The following is a 15,375-nucleotide window of genomic DNA, read 5'->3' as shown; positions in this document are numbered from 1 at the left end:
GCCCCTAGGCACAGCCGTGCTGACCAACCAAACGGGAATTAATCAATCGAGATTCGTTTGTTGATGCAAAACAAATTTAGAAACCTCAATTCGGCTGAACTGCAAACGTTACTAAGACAGCATGACCTTTGCAAGGTAGTGTTGCCTCAATTGCCATTGCGTTCTTGCCTGTGATGAAGCAGAATAACGATTATCGGAGCAGCTTGCCCAGGGCGGAGAAATGTCCGATCGTCTCGACCCCAAACAGCTCTTGCAGTTTCGAGATGCGCTCGCGGAAGCGTTCAATCAAGATACGTTCGCAGCATTTCACGATTCACATTGGACTAAGCGGCCCTTCAAGAACATCGTTGGGCCTAATGATACAGATCCGGTAGCATTCGGCAGGGTATTGGAGAAAGCGAACACCGAATGCTGGTGGCGCGATCTCCTGGCGAAAGTCCGCCAGGAACGCCCGGCTAGCAAGACACTTCGTGACTTCGAAATTGCAACTCTTCTTCCGGGACAGTTGGATCAGGAGCAGATCGACCGTTTGCGGGATATCCTCAACGCCGCGTTCATCCGAGAGGACTTTAACGACTTCGTGGCTGAGCGCCTCGAACGGAAGCCGGGAGACATGATCGCGCCCAATGACAATGACCTTCAGGCTATTGCCAAGGTCCTCGATACGGCGAACTCGGCATCTCCGCCTTGGTGGAGGTTAATTCTGAGCGAAGCGCGGATTTCGCGCCCGAACGACGCGAATCTGAGGATTTTTGAGCCCCAGGTCAAGCTCAATGGCGCGTCACCCCCGCCGCTGCCCTCGTACGAAGCCGTAATTCTTGGGTCTCCGAGCGGGAGCTTGGTTTCCGACGTACAAGAGGCGGTCGAAGATTTGAAGATGCACTTGGGAAAGAGTGGAGTTTCGTTTACCAGCTTTCCGGACAAGTGGGCAAAGAAAGGCACGCATCCCGAGTTGTTGGCCTGGGCCAGTGCCGAACGTAGGCCCGTGCTGATCCTGCCCATCGATAACGCCTGGGCGCGCGCCTACGCGCTTAACCCTTTACTGTTGAAGAAGGATGTCGAAGTCGCTGCCGGGGCACCTTCGAGCAGCTTCAAATATATAATCTGGCTCCCCCAGGAAACGGAAGACGACGATTTCGCCGACAGGCTTAAGGCCCAACCCGAAGAGAGCCAGGCGTTCCAATCTAGTGGAAGCGAAGAGGACTCTTTCTGGTTCCATCAGGGAGATTGCCACCAGCTGAACCAGCTCGTTGAAAGGTTTCTAGGGCGCGAGCCCCTAGAGGGGGAACCACCTCCCCCATTTGGATACCAAGATATCGAATACAAAAAAATGCCGGGCGGGAATATTATTCGAGATATTATCATACCGGGGGTATCAGCACCGCTTGCCAACAGATATATACCACCAACTTGGGAAGATGTTCCTTTTTTCGATGAGGAGGACGCGACAAGGATTATCAATGATATGATGTCATACCAGTTTGGTGTTGTAGCAATACACAATTTTAACGATTCGATTGACCAGGATGGGAGTATCCCCGTCGATTTTCGTGACCGGATACTGACAATCGACAAACTCGTTCAAAAATTTGCAAGAGAGAACAGGGTGGATCCAAAAAACATTCTTTGCTTGGGAATCATCGCCACGACGAAGCCGGAGAAGCACGCATTTCAATATTTGAGAGGAGCGACGAATGAAATCATTGCACGGTGGCGCTTCGTTGCCGTGGCTGTCGAAAGCCCGCGCGACTTTCGTGTAGATTCTGGCCACTTGAACTCTCTGGTTCAGGAACTGCAGAGGCGCGTGAGCCGGGCAGGCCAGAAAATGCCGCAATGATCGCCGCTGGCGAGCCCGACGAGGAGAGCGGTCTCGCAGGCCTAATTGCGGCATGGGACGCATTGCACAGGGATCCCGAGGCGGAGCTGTCGCCTTACCAATTGACGCCTTCCCCTTATCCGGGGCTCAGGAGCTTCGCCCCCTCGGAGGGCCTGCTCTATTTCGGCCGGCCCGGCGAGGACGAGGCGCTGGCCAAGCGTCTCGAGAAATTCAACGTCGTCGGCGTGCTTGGCGGGTCGGGATCTGGCAAGTCGTCGCTCGTGCTTGCTGGGCTGCTACCCTATTTGAAGCGCTTCCAGAGAATCCCGGAACGCGGCGGGCGCTGGTATCTTGTCACAGCCCGGCCTGGGAAGACGCCGAATAAGGCCATCGTCGACGCGATCTGGGCGGCGGTTTGCAAGCCGCTGGCCGATAGAAAGTTCGGTGAGCGCGCCCTTGTTGCTACATTCGCCCAGTTTGGCGTGGCTGAGACTCTGGCAGGGGCAACGTTGCTATCGGCCTGCCAAGAGGCGCTCACACAATTTTTGGCGCCCACAGGCGTGCTTGATCATGACCGCCTGCTAAGGTTTGCGAATGAAGAGCTTCAGACGCTCGATGTGATCAGCTCGGGCGGCATGCAGGTCGGAGCAGCCAATCTGCTGATTGTCATTGACCAATTCGAGGAGATTTTTCGCGAAGAGGTCGATCCGGTCGGAGCCGCGGCGATCGTCGAGCTTGTCAAAGCCGTCCACAGCCGCGCCCGCCAAGGGCTGTTCATCACCTTGACCATGCGCAGTGAGGAACTGCACCGCTGCGCAGAGTATGACGGCCTCTCCGAGATCATTTTCGCCACCTCGATCCAGGTTGAACTGCTCACAAAAGAGAGGGACATTCACGCGGCGATCGTGGAGCCGGCACGTCGAGTCTTCGATGCATGGGGCGTTCCCTATGGTGACGTAGGCACAGACCACTCGACCGCTCCCTTCACGCAGGATCTCGTCGACTCCTTGACCGTAGAAACGCAACGGCTGAGCAAAACCCTCGATCACAAGCCGGACAGCCTTCCCCTGCTACAACACGCCATTCACGCGATCTGGAACGAGGCAGTCGGGCGCTGGGGCAAGGAATACAACACCGCAAATGCTGGCTGGCGGCCCGAGGTAACTCTTGATGACTTCCTCGATCATAACTCAACGGGACCTTTACAGGTTTGCTTAAACCGATGCGCAGAGGATGCACGGCAAGACGCTTTGAAAGCAGTAGCAAAGCAGGTCGAGGGCGATACCGCTGCGTCGCAGTTGATCGACAGTGCTTTCACCTGCATGGCGCGCATGGACGACCGAGGCCGATGGGTTCGGCGCTTCGCCACGACAGAGGAGATTGCGACTGCAGCCGTACTCGATGCCCAGGATACAGGCGGCAAGGGATTGCTCCAGCGGCTCTTCGCGTTGCCGGAGCGCAAATCCCCCCATTATGCGTCCAAGGTCGTAAAAGAACCTCTGGTGGACGACGTCATGGAGGTGTTTCGTCACCGCGGTTACGTATTTGCCCGCAGGAACGCGCCTTTGGCAGGCGAAGGTGTCCCATCAGGCGCCGCAAGCAAGACCTATGATGTCAGCCATGAATCGTTGATCAGGGGTTGGGAGCGCTATCAGTTCATCTTGGAGCAAGCAAAGTCAACCCGAAAGGCGCTTTTTGAAGCGCTTGAAGCAGAGAAGGCGCTACGGGAGGCCGAGGACAAAAGGCGCTGGTTCCACAGGCTGGGTTCGTGGCTCAGGGGTGGCGAGCGTCGTCAAGCCGCAGAGGCTCTGCGGCATGTTACCTTCATTGATCTTGCCCGGCTTTTTACGCCGCCACGGTGGCTTGGAGAGATTTGGGCAGAGAACCAGCTGATAGAAGAATCGCAGCGAACGGGCAAGAAGGCCCTGCCTGGCCTCGGGACCGAGAGCGACGACGCAGCCCGCTATTTGGCAAAGTCACAAGTTGCGAGCATTGCCACCGTGTTCCGAAAGGCGAAAGAATGGAACGAAGGAGATGGTTTCTGGCCATCAGGTAAAACAAGGTGGCTGGCCAAAGTAGCCCTATTGCCGGCGGCTGCTATGATCACCATTGCCGTTCTTGGGATAAATGGCCATAATTCCGCAAAACTCCTAACTCTGCTGGGAAACCTTGCAGGTATTTCGGAGGAATCGGCGCGTAATGACCCAGTTTGGGCTCACTCTCAACTCATCCTTGCTGTAAGTCGAGCCAAAAACGTGTCTGCCGGCGATTGGACATCTCGTGTCGCTCAGAGCACTGACACCATTGACGCTGCGCTGGAGCTTCTTAACCAAAAAGCTCGCTCGATCCTAAAACACCCAATTGGAAGGGTGGGCAACGACAAACTGCTTCCGAGTGCAGCAAGGAAGGTCAATGTAACTTGCCGCAGGGTGGACAAAAAGGCGGGAATCCCGCTAGTCAGAACGGTTGATTTTGAACTAAGTTATTCCTCTCCATCAGGATACGCTTTCGTTAGCCTTGATGACGAGCATCTTCGATCGCAAACAGTGGTGTTCGACACCGAAGACAAGATCTGTGTTGACGATAGCACATCTATGTTGCTTAGGATTCAGCCGAATGGACTGGTCTTTTACCCGCTTACTGTGGTCGATAAGCCACATCCAAATGGCAAGAAAAGTAAGGTTCTGCAGATAAACGAACCGACAGTCGTAACTCCATACGCTGTTACTAGCATAAATGTTGACAATTCGTTTAGCAAGAAAACCTTCGACGATTTATCGAAAAATGCAGTTGTAAGAGGCGCAAGCGCATTCATAATGGACTCGGCTCAAGGGCTAATACTTCCTCTTGGCGAAGAAGATGAATTTTTGTACATTTCGCAGATTTCAGGGATCAATCAGCCTCAAGATCTGTCAGATAACGACTGCAAGAAGATGTTCAGTCACTGTAGTCCAGGGGGGGCAGGTCTCTATCAGGACAGAAAGTTTGAAGGTCTCTCGCTTGAGGGTAGCCTGTATTCACTGAAAATTCAAATTGCGGCTAACAATCCCACTGACACGGGCAAGCCGAAATGCACGTTTGACGAAGTCAATTGTGCCCAGTTTCTTGTTCTTTACAGGTCGACCGAGGGCACCGATGAAAGAGGTGTTAGACTTAGGCAGGCTCATATCGGGGTGCCCATCGTGGACGCACGTATCGATTCCAATGGCTATTTGATTGTTCTGGATACATCGGGAAAAGCATGGAGGTATGTTGTCGGATGGCGAGCGTTCTCTTCCGCGCTGGACAACGCCCGTAAAATCATATTTCCCAGCACCACGGGTGACGAAGCCCCATAACCCGCTCAGAACTGAGCATTAGCCGACCAACTGTCCCTCGTTTAGGCTCATTAAGGGGATAGCGGTACTTGGGATTTTAAAGTACGATCAGATAACTTTCAAAACGGTGACGGTTCGGATGAGCACACGTCCCCTTCCTCTCGCATTCGCGCTAGTGTTGGCTGCCGAATCCGGTGCGATCGATTTCAGGGTAATCTCACCGAGCGACGCCCTCGAACCGGGTGGCCTTATCCGTTTTCAAGGTCCATCTTCAAACGGTGTAACGGAGATTGCGAAGCCCGCGGGACCCACCGGGCAGGGCCAGCAAGTGGCTCAACAATTCCTGAACTTCCCGAACTTCCCGAACTTCCCGAACTTCCCGAACTTTTCTAATTGCTTCAACGGAGCCTGGAGGAATTGCTGAGTTCGTGATGGACCCCCGGCTCATCATTCTCCAGCCGACACCATATTGCAATTTGTGGTGCACCTACTGCTATTTGTCACATCGAAATGATCGCAGCTTGATGTCGGCGGAGGTCCTCGAGGCCGTTCGCGAGAAGATCCTCGCTCAGCTCCCCGCGGACACAGCGGCGGGGATAGTCTGGCATGCCGGTGAGCCGACGGCGGCGCCGATCGAATGGTATGAGCGGGCGTACGCCTGTCTTGAACCCGATCGGCCACGAAACAGCAATTTCGCGATGCAAACCAACGGGATCACAATAGACGCCCGATGGATCGATCTATTCCGGCGGACGCACACGGAGGTCAGCTTGAGTATCGATGGTCCGGAGCGCTTTCATGACGCCCGGCGGCTGACCCGTAATGGGAAGCCTACCTGGCATCTTGCCTTGCGCGGGCTGAAGCGCCTACAGGACGCCGAATTCGAGCCACGTGTCATAACGGTTTTGCACCCAGACTGCCTCTCGAGCGCCCCGGAGTTCTTCGATTTTTATAGAGATAACGGCATTCAGGACGTGAGCTTCAGTGTCGATGAATTGGAAGGTTCGAACAGGTCGTCGAGTTTTGGCGGTCGCGACTACAAGTCGGCGCTGACGGACTTTCTCGTTTCGATGCTCGCGCTCGCCTACCGGTCGGGATATCCGTTGTACATCCGTGAAGTTGAAAGGATCGCTGGTATCCTGGCAGGCGCTCCGCTTGTCGGCAACGAGCAGGTTGAACCGTGGGCGGCGCTCGTGATTGCTGCAAATGGAAACGTCTCGACCTTTTCGCCCGAGCTAATGGAGGTACGAGCTCCCGAATACAATAATTTCATCTTCGGCAATATTCTCGTCGACGACCTTCCGTCTCTGAAATGTAATTCATCCTTCAAGATGGCTGAAAAGGAGGTTGCTAGGGGTATAGTTGCATGCGAGTCATGCCGATATTTCGGAGTTTGCGGCGGTGGCTCGCCAGTTAATAAGTATTGCGAAAAAGGTGGTCTGGCAGCCACAGAAACCGATTTTTGCAGGCTCACGACACAAGCGTCAGCGGACGCGCTCCTTAGATTCTTGTCCAGCCACAACTTGTCCCCCGGCTCGTTTTCTCCCCCGAACTACCCAGCACCAAACAGTCTCGCGGGAGAGAGAGGTTGACGCCTGCCGTTCCCAGGAAATCGAACATGGTCACAACTCTAGGGCAATTCTTGTCTGGCGAAGGGAGACGGGCGGCCTCGTCTGCTAGGGGGAGGGCGGTCGTGCGATTTGCAGCAGGGCTTTGCCACGAGGACCCTGCGCTTCCGATCGAGCATACGGGTTCTCTGGGTCTGTTCGCATTGCAAGGGGTTTGCGAGGTTTGCGACAAAAGCCGACATAGCCTGTCTGTAGCTATGCATGGATTTGCAGTGGCAATGTTCCTCGGATCGTGCGCTGCTGATGCTGGTCCTTTTCTCAATGTTGAACACGCGCAACAAGACATTCTCAAGAACGTTCAGGCTAGTTGTTCTCTCGTGGGTTCCTATGCGAGGCAGGAAGAAGCAGCTGTAGTTAGGGACGAATACCAAGATCAAGGTCATACAGCGACGGTAGTGAAGAGAAAAGATGGTCGTTGGTCTGTAAGAGTCTGCGACTAGAGACCAAATATCGGTATCGAGGATGCGGCAAGGAAATAATCTGACGAACACGGTCGATGAACGGTAAAGTTACGCGAGGCTAGAACGCGGGCGTGAGTACTTTCTCCAGATACTTTTAATACTTCGCGGCGAAGCTTCGTTTTTGTCAAGGTAAATGTCGAATAATATAATTATTCTTCTTGATGGCACATCGGACGAGATCTCTTCGGATCGAACGAACGTCCTGCGTCTCTATGGCACCCTTGAAAAAAGCGATCGGCAGCTCGTCTACTACGATCCGGGGATCGGAACCTTCGGCGCTGAAACGTTTGGCTTAGGTTTTGGAAGGCCGTTGAGATTTGGGGCATGGCAACCGGTTGGGGCCTCGATCAAAACGTAAAGGAAGCCTACCGCTTTCTCGTTGAAAATTACGGCAGTGGTCACCGCAAGTCCGAGGAGCAGGGGAAACGCGACCGCATCTATACTTTCGGGTTCAGTCGAGGCGCATATTCCGCCCGGGTGCTCGCGGGTTTTCATCCATGCAGTCGGCCTTATCGACAGGCGCAACCTCAATCTCCTGAACTATGCGTTCCGGGGCTACAAGCGGATCGGTGACGACGACGACAACAGTTTTGCCGAGGTCCGTCTCTACGAGCGTATTCTCGATCCGGATCGCCCACCGATCCGACTCCTTGGTCTATTCGATACGGTCGCCTCGATCACAGAGCATGGGCGCTATGGGCCTCGCCTCCGCTCGCATGCATTCACAAAGAAAAATCGAAGCATCGAAGCCGTCCGACACGCGCTCAGCATCGACGAGCGCGGAACCATGTTTCGTCCGATGCTCTGGACCCAGGATGAGCAGTATTGGGGCAATCCTTTCAACCGAGGCAGTTCCAAACCACAAGACATTCGGGAGGTTTGGTTTCCAGGAGTTCACGGCGACATTGGTGGCGGCTACCCGGAAGCCACGAGCGCACTCGCGAAGCTGCCGCTTAAATGGATGATCGAGCAGACTGGGCAGATGGGCCTACACTACCGCTCAAACGGTAAAAGAGATCGTGCTGGGCAGCAATCCTGACAAGCCCTACGTCGGGCCGGATTTTAACTCAGCTCCACATAACTCAATGAATTGGGCTTGGGCAATTCTCGAATTCTTCCCACAGCGTCGTGCGCTGGGCTCACTGTGGCCGAGTATTCTCGGGATTGCGATCCCTCTCTTCGAGCGACGCGCCATTCCGGATGGCGCTCGAGTGCACAGGTCGGTTGTAGGGCGCGCGCAGGCTTCGTATACGCTGCCACCCAATCTGCCGACGAATTATTCGATTGAGGACTAACGCTATCCGATTGTTGGCGGCCGATTGACCTGCCACTGAACATTCATCCAGCGGCGATTAGAGTCTTGGCCGTTTCTGTCGCGCCTCTTGGCGCGTGTTGAGCAACCGGCGGAGGCGCGTAGCCTTCGATCAGCACAGCGTCGGAGCCGGTTGCGGTGATGTCCTCGGCGTATGCCGCCGGGGTCTGGTAGCCGAGCGAGGAATGAGGCCTCGCGGTGCTGAAGTCCTCCGCCATTCGGCGATGGCGCTGCGGGCGTGGTCGAGGCCGAAGAACAGGCTCTCGTTCAAGAGCTCGTCGCGCATGCGACCGTTGAAGGATTCGACATAGCCGTTCTGCATGGGCTTGCCTGGCGCGATGTACTGCCATTCGATCCCGTGATCCTTCGACCATGCAAGGATGGCGTTCGACGTGAACTCCGTGCCGTGGTCGGAGACGATCATGCCTGGCTTGCCGCGCTGGGCGATCAGTTCCGTCAGCTCGCGGGCAACTCGACGGCCGGAGATCGAGGTGTCCGGAATCGCGGCCAGACATTCGCGTGTCACGTCATCGACGGTGTTGAGCACACGGAAGCGCCGACCGCAGGCGAACTGGTCATGCACGAGATCCAGCGACCAGCGCACATTCGGCTTTGCCTCGACCAGGATCTGCGCCCGCGTGCCGACGGCTCGTCGTCGCGCCCAACGCTTGCGCACCGTCAGTCCTTCCTCGCGGTAAAGACGATAGATACGGTTGATCGCCGATGCCTCGCGCTGGCGCGCCTGAGCAGAATGAACAGCCGTCGATAGCCGAAGCGCCGGCGCTCGTTCGCGAGGTCACGCAGCCGACCACGAAGCTCCGTCTCTGGCGCTCGGCGAGCCTGGTAGCGGATCATCTTGCGATCGGCGCCGACGAAGGAACAGGCCCGACCCTCCGATAGGCCCATGACGGCCCGCAGATGCGCGACGGCTTCGCGCTTGGCGGCGGGCCCTACCATTTTTTTGACAGAAGCTCGCGCAATGCCGAGGCTTGAGCATCTGGTCGGCGAGCAGCTTCTTCAGCTTGGCGTTCTCGCCTTCCAGAGCCTTCAGCCGCTTGGCGTCAGAGACGTCCATCCCGCCATACTTGGCCTTCCAGTTATACAGCGTCGCCTCCGAGACCCGTGCTTGCGGCCAAGATCGCCCGCCTTCGCACCCGCCTCATGCTCGCGCAGAACCGCGATGATCTGCTCTTCTTTCTCTTCATCAGTCCGTCCTTCAATCAAGGCCCGGACTCTAATCTCAGATGGAGGAAATTCTCAGTGGCAGGTCACGACGGCAAGGATGCGCTGTTAAGCTCCGTCGAGCGGGCACTATTTTGCACCAGTTGCGATAGGGGCGGCCCTGTGCGGCTGCAGATTCACAAACTACCAAGAAACTGAAGCGTAGTCCGTTCAAGCTAGACTAGTGTCTCCCTCCAGCAACGCGCGCGAACCGAAAGTCACAAACTTTGCCGTACTAATTGCCATACTAATTCAGAAATAGTACGGCAGTGGTCCGCTAAGTGATTGAAAAGGATGGTGATCCCGACAGGAATCGAACCTGTGACCTACAGATTAGGAATATGTATCTGCTCATGCCGCAGCTCTTGCCAGGGAGCTTTCGTATAAGCATCCGTTGCAACTACGACCCAGTCGGCCTCGACCGAGCCTCCTGCTGTGTGCAATGTCCACTTGCCTTTTGATCGCTCGGCCCCGGTAACCCCTCTTGAATTATATATTTTGGCTTGGAGATAGCCGCGCGAGCAAGTCCTCGTGCATAATCGAGTGGCTGGATAGTTCCAGCGCGCAAATCAAGAAGTGATCCGGAATAGGCGCTCGTACTGACCTTGCCCCTCTGATCTAATCCGGTTTGAAGTTCGTTCTGGCCCATCGAGAGGACCAGGACATGAAACGTAGCCGCTTCTCTGAAGAGCAGATCATCGGAATTTTGAAGGAACATGAAGCCGGGGTATCGGTTGCCGATCTGTGCCGCAAGCACGGGGTCAGCGACGCCTCGATTTACAACTGGAAGGCCCGCTTCGGCGGGATGGATGTCTCCGAGGCTCGGCGACTGAAGGCTCTGGAGGACGAGAACACGCGGCTGAAGCGGCTTCTGGCCGACGCCATGCTCGACAATGCCGCGTTGAAGGATCTTGTGGGAAAGAAATGGTGACGCCCGCGGCCGCGGAAAGCTGTCGCTCGCGTGAAGGAAGGCTTCGGGATGAGCGAACGGCGGGCGTGTAAAGCCATCGGCTGTTGCCGCATGACGGGTCGCTACGAGACCAGCAGGCCGGACGACGGCAAGCTTCGCGAGCGGATGAAGGCGATCGCGCAGGAGCGTCGCCGGTTCGGCTACCGGCGTCTTCTCGTGATGCTGAGGCGGGAGGGCCTGGTCGTGAACCACAAGAAGCTGTTCCGGCTCTATCGGGAGGAGAAGCTCGCCGTTCGCCGCCGTGGCGGCCGCAAACGGGCGATCGGGACCAAGGCGCCGATGGTGGTGCCGCTGAGGCCCGACGAGCGCTGGTCGCTCGACTTCGTATCGGACCAGCTCACAGACGGGCGCCGCTTCCGCATCCTGGCCGTCGTCGACGACTGCACGAGAGAGTGTCTGGCACTCATCGTTGATACGTCTCTCTCGGGCATGCGGGTTGCCCGAGAATTGGACCGGCTCATCACCGAGCGCGGCCGGCCGAGAATGATCGTCAGCGACAATGGCAGCGAGTTCACCTCGAACGCCATCCTCTCCTGGGCGGATCAGAACCGCGTCGAATGGCATTACATTGCGCCCGGCAAGCCGATGCAGAATGGCTTCATCGAGAGCTTCAACGGCCGACTGCGCGATGAACTGCTCAACGAGACGCTGTTTACTTCGCTGGCTCAGGCACGCGTCGCACGCCCTGTGGCGCGCCGACTACAACACCGCGCGGCCGCATTCCCAAATCGCCTGGCAGACACCGGCCGAGTTCGCCACCACCTTCAATCTGCGATGGTCGCTCGCGCTGCGCTATGCCAAAGGCTCCGCGCCAGCGCCCGTCGCGCTTCATCCGCCCAGCAGGGCACAACCCACGCCGGAAACGAACTCAAAACTGGATAGAAACTGGGGGCAACGTCAGCGCAAGCCCGCGCTCTTCGCAAAAATCGCGGATCACCGAGAACCGTGTTCCGTGCAAAGGTCGCGCCATCTACAGGTCGTCACAGTCAGTCTGTTTGTTCGTGCGAGCCACGTACTAACTAGGCACAAGCTCTTATGCCGCGCAACGGCTAATTTCAACCGGCTTTGGTGACTCGAGGTTCAATCGCTGTGGGGCTCTTGGGGCAAGCGCGCAGCTAGGCCGCCTTCTTGGTCTCCGCGACCTGAACGCCCAGTCGGAACGCCTGACCGTCTGCAAACGAACGCGCGTAGCTCTCAGATGTAAAAGGGACCGCGGTGGTGGTGCCGTTGACCGTCACGCGAACCGACCACTCTTTGTCCCTAATAATTTCAACGGCATATTGCTCATGCGCAGCCATGCATTCCTCCCAGAATCTTCCGTTGAGGATGGGAGGATAGCGTCGTAAAACTGGTTTGCATGCAAATAATCCGACACCGCGACGTCGAAATGTCGAAACACGCGCAGCTAGGCTTAAGTCGATGGCCTCGCCTTGAGCTGTTCGAGATGTTCCTTGGCGAGGTTGAAAAGTGCGGTGGCAGTCTGTTAAGCCGTCCAGCCTTGCTCGATGCAAGAGGACACCAGAGCGGCGTACGCGCCTTCGAGGGCGACTGCGCAGTTCACGCTCCTGTCCGGGCTGTCCTGGGAGAGAAGGGGCGGTTCGACGTGTGCTGTTTGGGACATGCAGAATAATTGGCGGAGTGCCAGAAAGTTCCTCCGCACTCGCGCTTCGCACCGCGGTGCCGCCCACAGCGTCTTGCCTAAGGGACTTTGCGCCGTAATTCGCTCGCGTTCGAATTGAGAGCGACCTCGGATTGAACACGCGGATTACCAGGCGGACAAAAAACCCCGGCGCTGGGTCGTTGCGCCGGGGCTTTGGGCACGTACAAGCTACACCAACATGTCCGTTTATGAACGTGCGCTAATAAAGTGAAAAAACGGTGAACCACGCAGGCGGAAGGGCGCGCGCTCAAAGCTGGGGTGAAGCGGCAATATCAGTGATGACAAGTTGCGCACCCTGATTGTTCCACCTAGCTTTCGACCGAACGCGGGGACGAGGATGCCGGCTGTGTTGATTTGCCAAGATGATGTACTCCGTCACCGCTCATGCCGATGAAGCGAGCCGGCTCGTACCGCAAATCTCGAAATGTCTAGCGATGGCCACTGGGACCCCGCACATTCGGGGAGAAGCTGATTTTCAGGTGGTGCTAAGCAAGGCCGGCAAGGTGGAGACGATCACCGTTATGCTAGTATGCTCATACATCGCGCTTTGCTCTGAGTGGCGGCCCAGCAGCTTGGGTTAGGGGGGCCGCTGGGCCTGACCAGCGAGCGTTCGGGAATGCTCAACTGGCTGGTTAGTATATTAGATAAATCTAATGTAACAGAACCCTGCGAACGAAGTACGCGGCGGTAAGAAAGTGGCTGGCACGATTCACTTACCGTGCGCTTTTGCCTTGGGTTCTGGCGAGCTTTCGGACGGGTTTGCAGCCAATTTTGCAGATCGCCAATCTGTTACCCACAGGGACTTTTTCCTCACCACCAAATCGTCACGATCGCCCTCAGCGGTCGCTCGGCTATGCATGGCAGCTATGGCGTAGTCGGCTCTGTTGGTTCGATAGTCTTCTTTTTGGACAGTCATCGTTTGCTCCCAGTTTCATAGCCCCTCTTTTTGCCCTGGCGGGGAGATTAACTGCCGGTCCATTACGAGTCGATCGATTAAACGACCACTCCGCAGTCGCGAGGGCGGGAAGCAAGCGGACAATTTTAACGTTGGAACGGCTTACAAAGTGCCGGTCAACACAGCCGCCCTTTCGTCGGGCTGCGTTGATCGCGTCCATGTTGCCCTTCAGCTCGCCGATCTTGGCTTCACGTGCCTTGATGTCTGTGTTGTCCATCATGCTGCCGACCGGCAGGCCAAGCCAAAACACGCCGTCCACGTCCGGACGGGCGGTTCTGTCTTGTACGGCCATTATCGTCGCCAGGTCGGAACTCGTTCGGTAAAGTTCGGCTTCCAACTGGCTGCAGGACTTGCCCGCGTATACGCTGGACGAAACCAGCATGGGCTTGATGTCGGCTGGGCGAGTAGCGCAGCCCGACAAAACGCTAATGGCTACAAACGCACATAACTTGTTTTCATGGTTCCCCCAAAACGCCCGCGGCGAGCATGCGCTGAGGGCGGGACGAAGTCTATGTGCCTTGACGGCATGCGGAATATATTCCTATTTTGCGGGATGCCGCACCGTGGCCGCCATGAACAGATTTCCGAGTACATGTTGCCAAGATGGAGCGGCAGGCATGCCTACTGACGAAGGAACTGCGGGTCGCGCAGTTGTCCCTAAGGCCGTTCTGTCCGCACTACGACGCCATCGACAATTTGCATCGGGACCTAAAGCGGGCGCTCAACTTGCTGCATGACCGCCCGGCGGATTCCGAAGAACCGCATTTCGCGCCCATGTCGCGAGGCTGAAGAACTAGCCTGTCAGTTTAGTGAAGTCGTGGCGCCGCGCGCGAACATGTGCCAGCAAATTCGTTTCGTTTACGACCCCTGATTGAAAGAGATTCAGCGTCGTCGAGGCCAGAATATGACCATCTATCGAGGTGCTGTACCATTTGGCGTCGGCGGTTACCTGGTCGACAACCCGCTGGCAGATCGCCCGATCTTTAGGTCTAAGGAACTGACTTTTCAGTGCTCGTAGCATCTCGACGCCTTGAAACGGGGAGTCACCTGTCTCCCGCGCGATACCCATGCGTGGTCTCCGAGCATGGACCCTAAACGCATTCAGACAGAAAATTGCCATTCGTTTGAGTGGTACCGATGTCGCGTGATAAGCGGCGGTCCGCGAGCTAATCCACCATGTCGCGCAGCGGCTTCTTGCGCTTTGGCGTCCTGTACTTCTCGACCAGCCTGACCTTGTCGATGTCGATCGTCACCAGCGGTCCCAGATCGACGGTCACCCTGCCGCCTTCCTCGTCTATGAGCGTGATCTCTCCGGCGAGCTCGATCTGCTGCCCCTTCTTCACCTTGGTATGATCGATGATCGAATGCGGAAAGCTATAGCTCGGGATGGAAACGCTGACGTGGTCCTCAGTGACCCGTCTGCGAAGGTGGCCGTGATCGCCACCTCGTCACGAATGGAAATTCCGCGCGCCGCTCCATGAGTCAGGTGCGCTCGGCGCCTTACTCAAGATATTGCTAATTATGGATGAGCCCGCTTCCTCCGATCGATGGATGAAGCCGATCGTGGGCCAGTGCTACTTTGATGCATCGCGCGACTTACCCGACAAGAGCTGGCTCCAGGGGCAAAATATGAGCAAGACGACTCTCATTGCTATCGCAATCCTCGCGATCAGTGTCGGCTGTGCCGAAGCCAAGGACCGCAAGGTCGAAACCGCGACCCTCGGCACGCACGCCAATTCGAAGAACCTGCCGGTTTGTGCCGCGTCAAGCTCACTCTTCGAAGTCCTCGGTGATAAATGTTTCTCGTCACTGGTTCGATGATCTATGGCGACATCGTCGAACTCTCCCGGACAATCACTTTGAGTTGGTAGCCCGAAGCAACAACCTCCCAGCGCGGCCTCCATTCTCCGGTATGAAGTTGCGTCGCAGCGGCTGCCTTCGCCCAGAATCGACCCAGCCTTCGCGCGTCGCCAATACCGGCGCAATCTCGAGGCGCCACGGCCTCTGCAATGGTGGTTGGCGGGGCGCCGGTGCG

Annotated in this window: 11 protein-coding genes and 3 pseudogenes; 8 read left to right on the top strand and 6 right to left on the bottom strand. The window is 56.5% G+C overall.

Going from position 1 to position 15,375, the window contains the following annotated elements:
• Positions 1–220: 220 nt before the first annotated feature.
• From NKG95_RS31980 to NKG95_RS31955, 6 genes are all read left to right on the top strand, one after another.
• Positions 221–1,837 (top strand): effector-associated domain EAD1-containing protein, encoded by a 1,617-nt coding sequence (locus tag NKG95_RS31980; protein ID WP_353043542.1) that lies wholly within the window; start codon positions 221–223, stop codon positions 1,835–1,837.
• On the top strand, positions 1,834–5,154 hold the full coding sequence (locus tag NKG95_RS31975; RefSeq protein ID WP_353043541.1) for an nSTAND1 domain-containing NTPase: 3,321 nt from the start codon (positions 1,834–1,836) through the stop codon (positions 5,152–5,154). The genes NKG95_RS31980 and NKG95_RS31975 overlap by 4 nt, the downstream gene beginning before the upstream one ends.
• Before the next feature lie 410 nt (positions 5,155–5,564).
• Positions 5,565–6,725, top strand: a complete 1,161-nt coding sequence (gene grrM, locus NKG95_RS31970) for a cyclophane-forming radical SAM/SPASM peptide maturase GrrM/OscB (RefSeq protein WP_353043539.1) — start codon at positions 5,565–5,567, stop codon at positions 6,723–6,725.
• A 630-nt stretch (positions 6,726–7,355) separates the two neighbouring features.
• Entirely contained in the window at positions 7,356–7,580 is a 225-nt protein-coding gene (locus NKG95_RS31965; RefSeq protein ID WP_353043537.1) for a phospholipase effector Tle1 domain-containing protein, read from the top strand.
• Complete coding sequence (locus NKG95_RS31960; protein ID WP_353043536.1) at positions 7,547–7,795, top strand: T6SS phospholipase effector Tle1-like catalytic domain-containing protein; 249 nt, start codon at positions 7,547–7,549, stop codon at positions 7,793–7,795. The genes NKG95_RS31965 and NKG95_RS31960 overlap by 34 nt, the downstream gene beginning before the upstream one ends.
• Complete coding sequence (locus NKG95_RS31955) at positions 7,689–8,261, top strand: T6SS phospholipase effector Tle1-like catalytic domain-containing protein (RefSeq protein ID WP_353043568.1); 573 nt, start codon at positions 7,689–7,691, stop codon at positions 8,259–8,261. The genes NKG95_RS31960 and NKG95_RS31955 overlap by 107 nt, the downstream gene beginning before the upstream one ends.
• A gap of 299 nt (positions 8,262–8,560) precedes the next feature.
• Here NKG95_RS31955 and NKG95_RS31950 read toward each other — a convergent pair.
• Positions 8,561–9,755: pseudogene (locus NKG95_RS31950) on the bottom strand (IS3 family transposase).
• Positions 9,756–10,090: 335 nt separating this feature from the next.
• Positions 10,091–10,359 (bottom strand): annotated as a pseudogene (locus NKG95_RS31945) (FAD-dependent oxidoreductase); the annotation flags it as partial.
• Between the two features lie 60 nt (positions 10,360–10,419).
• On the opposite strand from NKG95_RS31945, the pseudogene NKG95_RS31940 reads away from it, so the two are divergent.
• A pseudogene (locus NKG95_RS31940) lies at positions 10,420–11,607 on the top strand (IS3 family transposase).
• Positions 11,608–11,840: 233 nt separating this feature from the next.
• Here NKG95_RS31940 and NKG95_RS31935 read toward each other — a convergent pair.
• The 4 genes from NKG95_RS31935 to NKG95_RS31920 all read right to left on the bottom strand — a co-directional run bounded on the left by NKG95_RS31935 (position 11,841) and on the right by NKG95_RS31920 (position 14,683).
• Positions 11,841–12,023, bottom strand: a complete 183-nt coding sequence (locus tag NKG95_RS31935) for a hypothetical protein (protein ID WP_353043534.1) — start codon at positions 12,021–12,023, stop codon at positions 11,841–11,843.
• A gap of 1,213 nt (positions 12,024–13,236) precedes the next feature.
• Positions 13,237–13,632, bottom strand: a complete 396-nt coding sequence (locus tag NKG95_RS31930; RefSeq protein WP_353043533.1) for a hypothetical protein — start codon at positions 13,630–13,632, stop codon at positions 13,237–13,239.
• A gap of 501 nt (positions 13,633–14,133) precedes the next feature.
• On the bottom strand, positions 14,134–14,409 hold the full coding sequence (locus NKG95_RS31925) for a hypothetical protein (RefSeq protein ID WP_353043531.1): 276 nt from the start codon (positions 14,407–14,409) through the stop codon (positions 14,134–14,136).
• A 97-nt stretch (positions 14,410–14,506) separates the two neighbouring features.
• The gene (locus NKG95_RS31920; protein ID WP_352684617.1) at positions 14,507–14,683 is read right to left on the bottom strand and encodes a hypothetical protein; all 177 of its coding nucleotides are present in this window, start codon (positions 14,681–14,683) and stop codon (positions 14,507–14,509) included.
• Between the two features lie 208 nt (positions 14,684–14,891).
• On the opposite strand from NKG95_RS31920, the gene NKG95_RS31915 reads away from it, so the two are divergent.
• Entirely contained in the window at positions 14,892–15,161 is a 270-nt protein-coding gene (locus NKG95_RS31915) for a hypothetical protein (protein ID WP_353043529.1), read from the top strand.
• The last annotated feature ends 214 nt before the right edge of the window (positions 15,162–15,375 follow it).

The organism is Mesorhizobium sp. M1423, from assembly GCF_040317575.1.
Classification (GTDB): domain Bacteria; phylum Pseudomonadota; class Alphaproteobacteria; order Rhizobiales; family Rhizobiaceae; genus Mesorhizobium.
This window is presented reverse-complemented; position numbering and strand designations above follow the sequence as displayed.

Coding starts and splice junctions, on each gene's coding strand:
- NKG95_RS31980 (WP_353043542.1), top strand. CDS start 221: ATGTCCGATCGTCTCGACCCCAAACAGCTCTTGCAGTTTCGAGATGCG.
- NKG95_RS31975 (WP_353043541.1), top strand. CDS start 1,834: ATGATCGCCGCTGGCGAGCCCGACGAGGAGAGCGGTCTCGCAGGCCTA.
- grrM (WP_353043539.1), top strand. CDS start 5,565: ATGGACCCCCGGCTCATCATTCTCCAGCCGACACCATATTGCAATTTG.
- NKG95_RS31965 (WP_353043537.1), top strand. CDS start 7,356: ATGTCGAATAATATAATTATTCTTCTTGATGGCACATCGGACGAGATC.
- NKG95_RS31960 (WP_353043536.1), top strand. CDS start 7,547: ATGGCAACCGGTTGGGGCCTCGATCAAAACGTAAAGGAAGCCTACCGC.
- NKG95_RS31935 (WP_353043534.1), bottom strand. CDS start 12,023: ATGGCTGCGCATGAGCAATATGCCGTTGAAATTATTAGGGACAAAGAG.
- NKG95_RS31930 (WP_353043533.1), bottom strand. CDS start 13,632: ATGGCCGTACAAGACAGAACCGCCCGTCCGGACGTGGACGGCGTGTTT.
- NKG95_RS31925 (WP_353043531.1), bottom strand. CDS start 14,409: ATGGGTATCGCGCGGGAGACAGGTGACTCCCCGTTTCAAGGCGTCGAG.
- NKG95_RS31915 (WP_353043529.1), top strand. CDS start 14,892: ATGAAGCCGATCGTGGGCCAGTGCTACTTTGATGCATCGCGCGACTTA.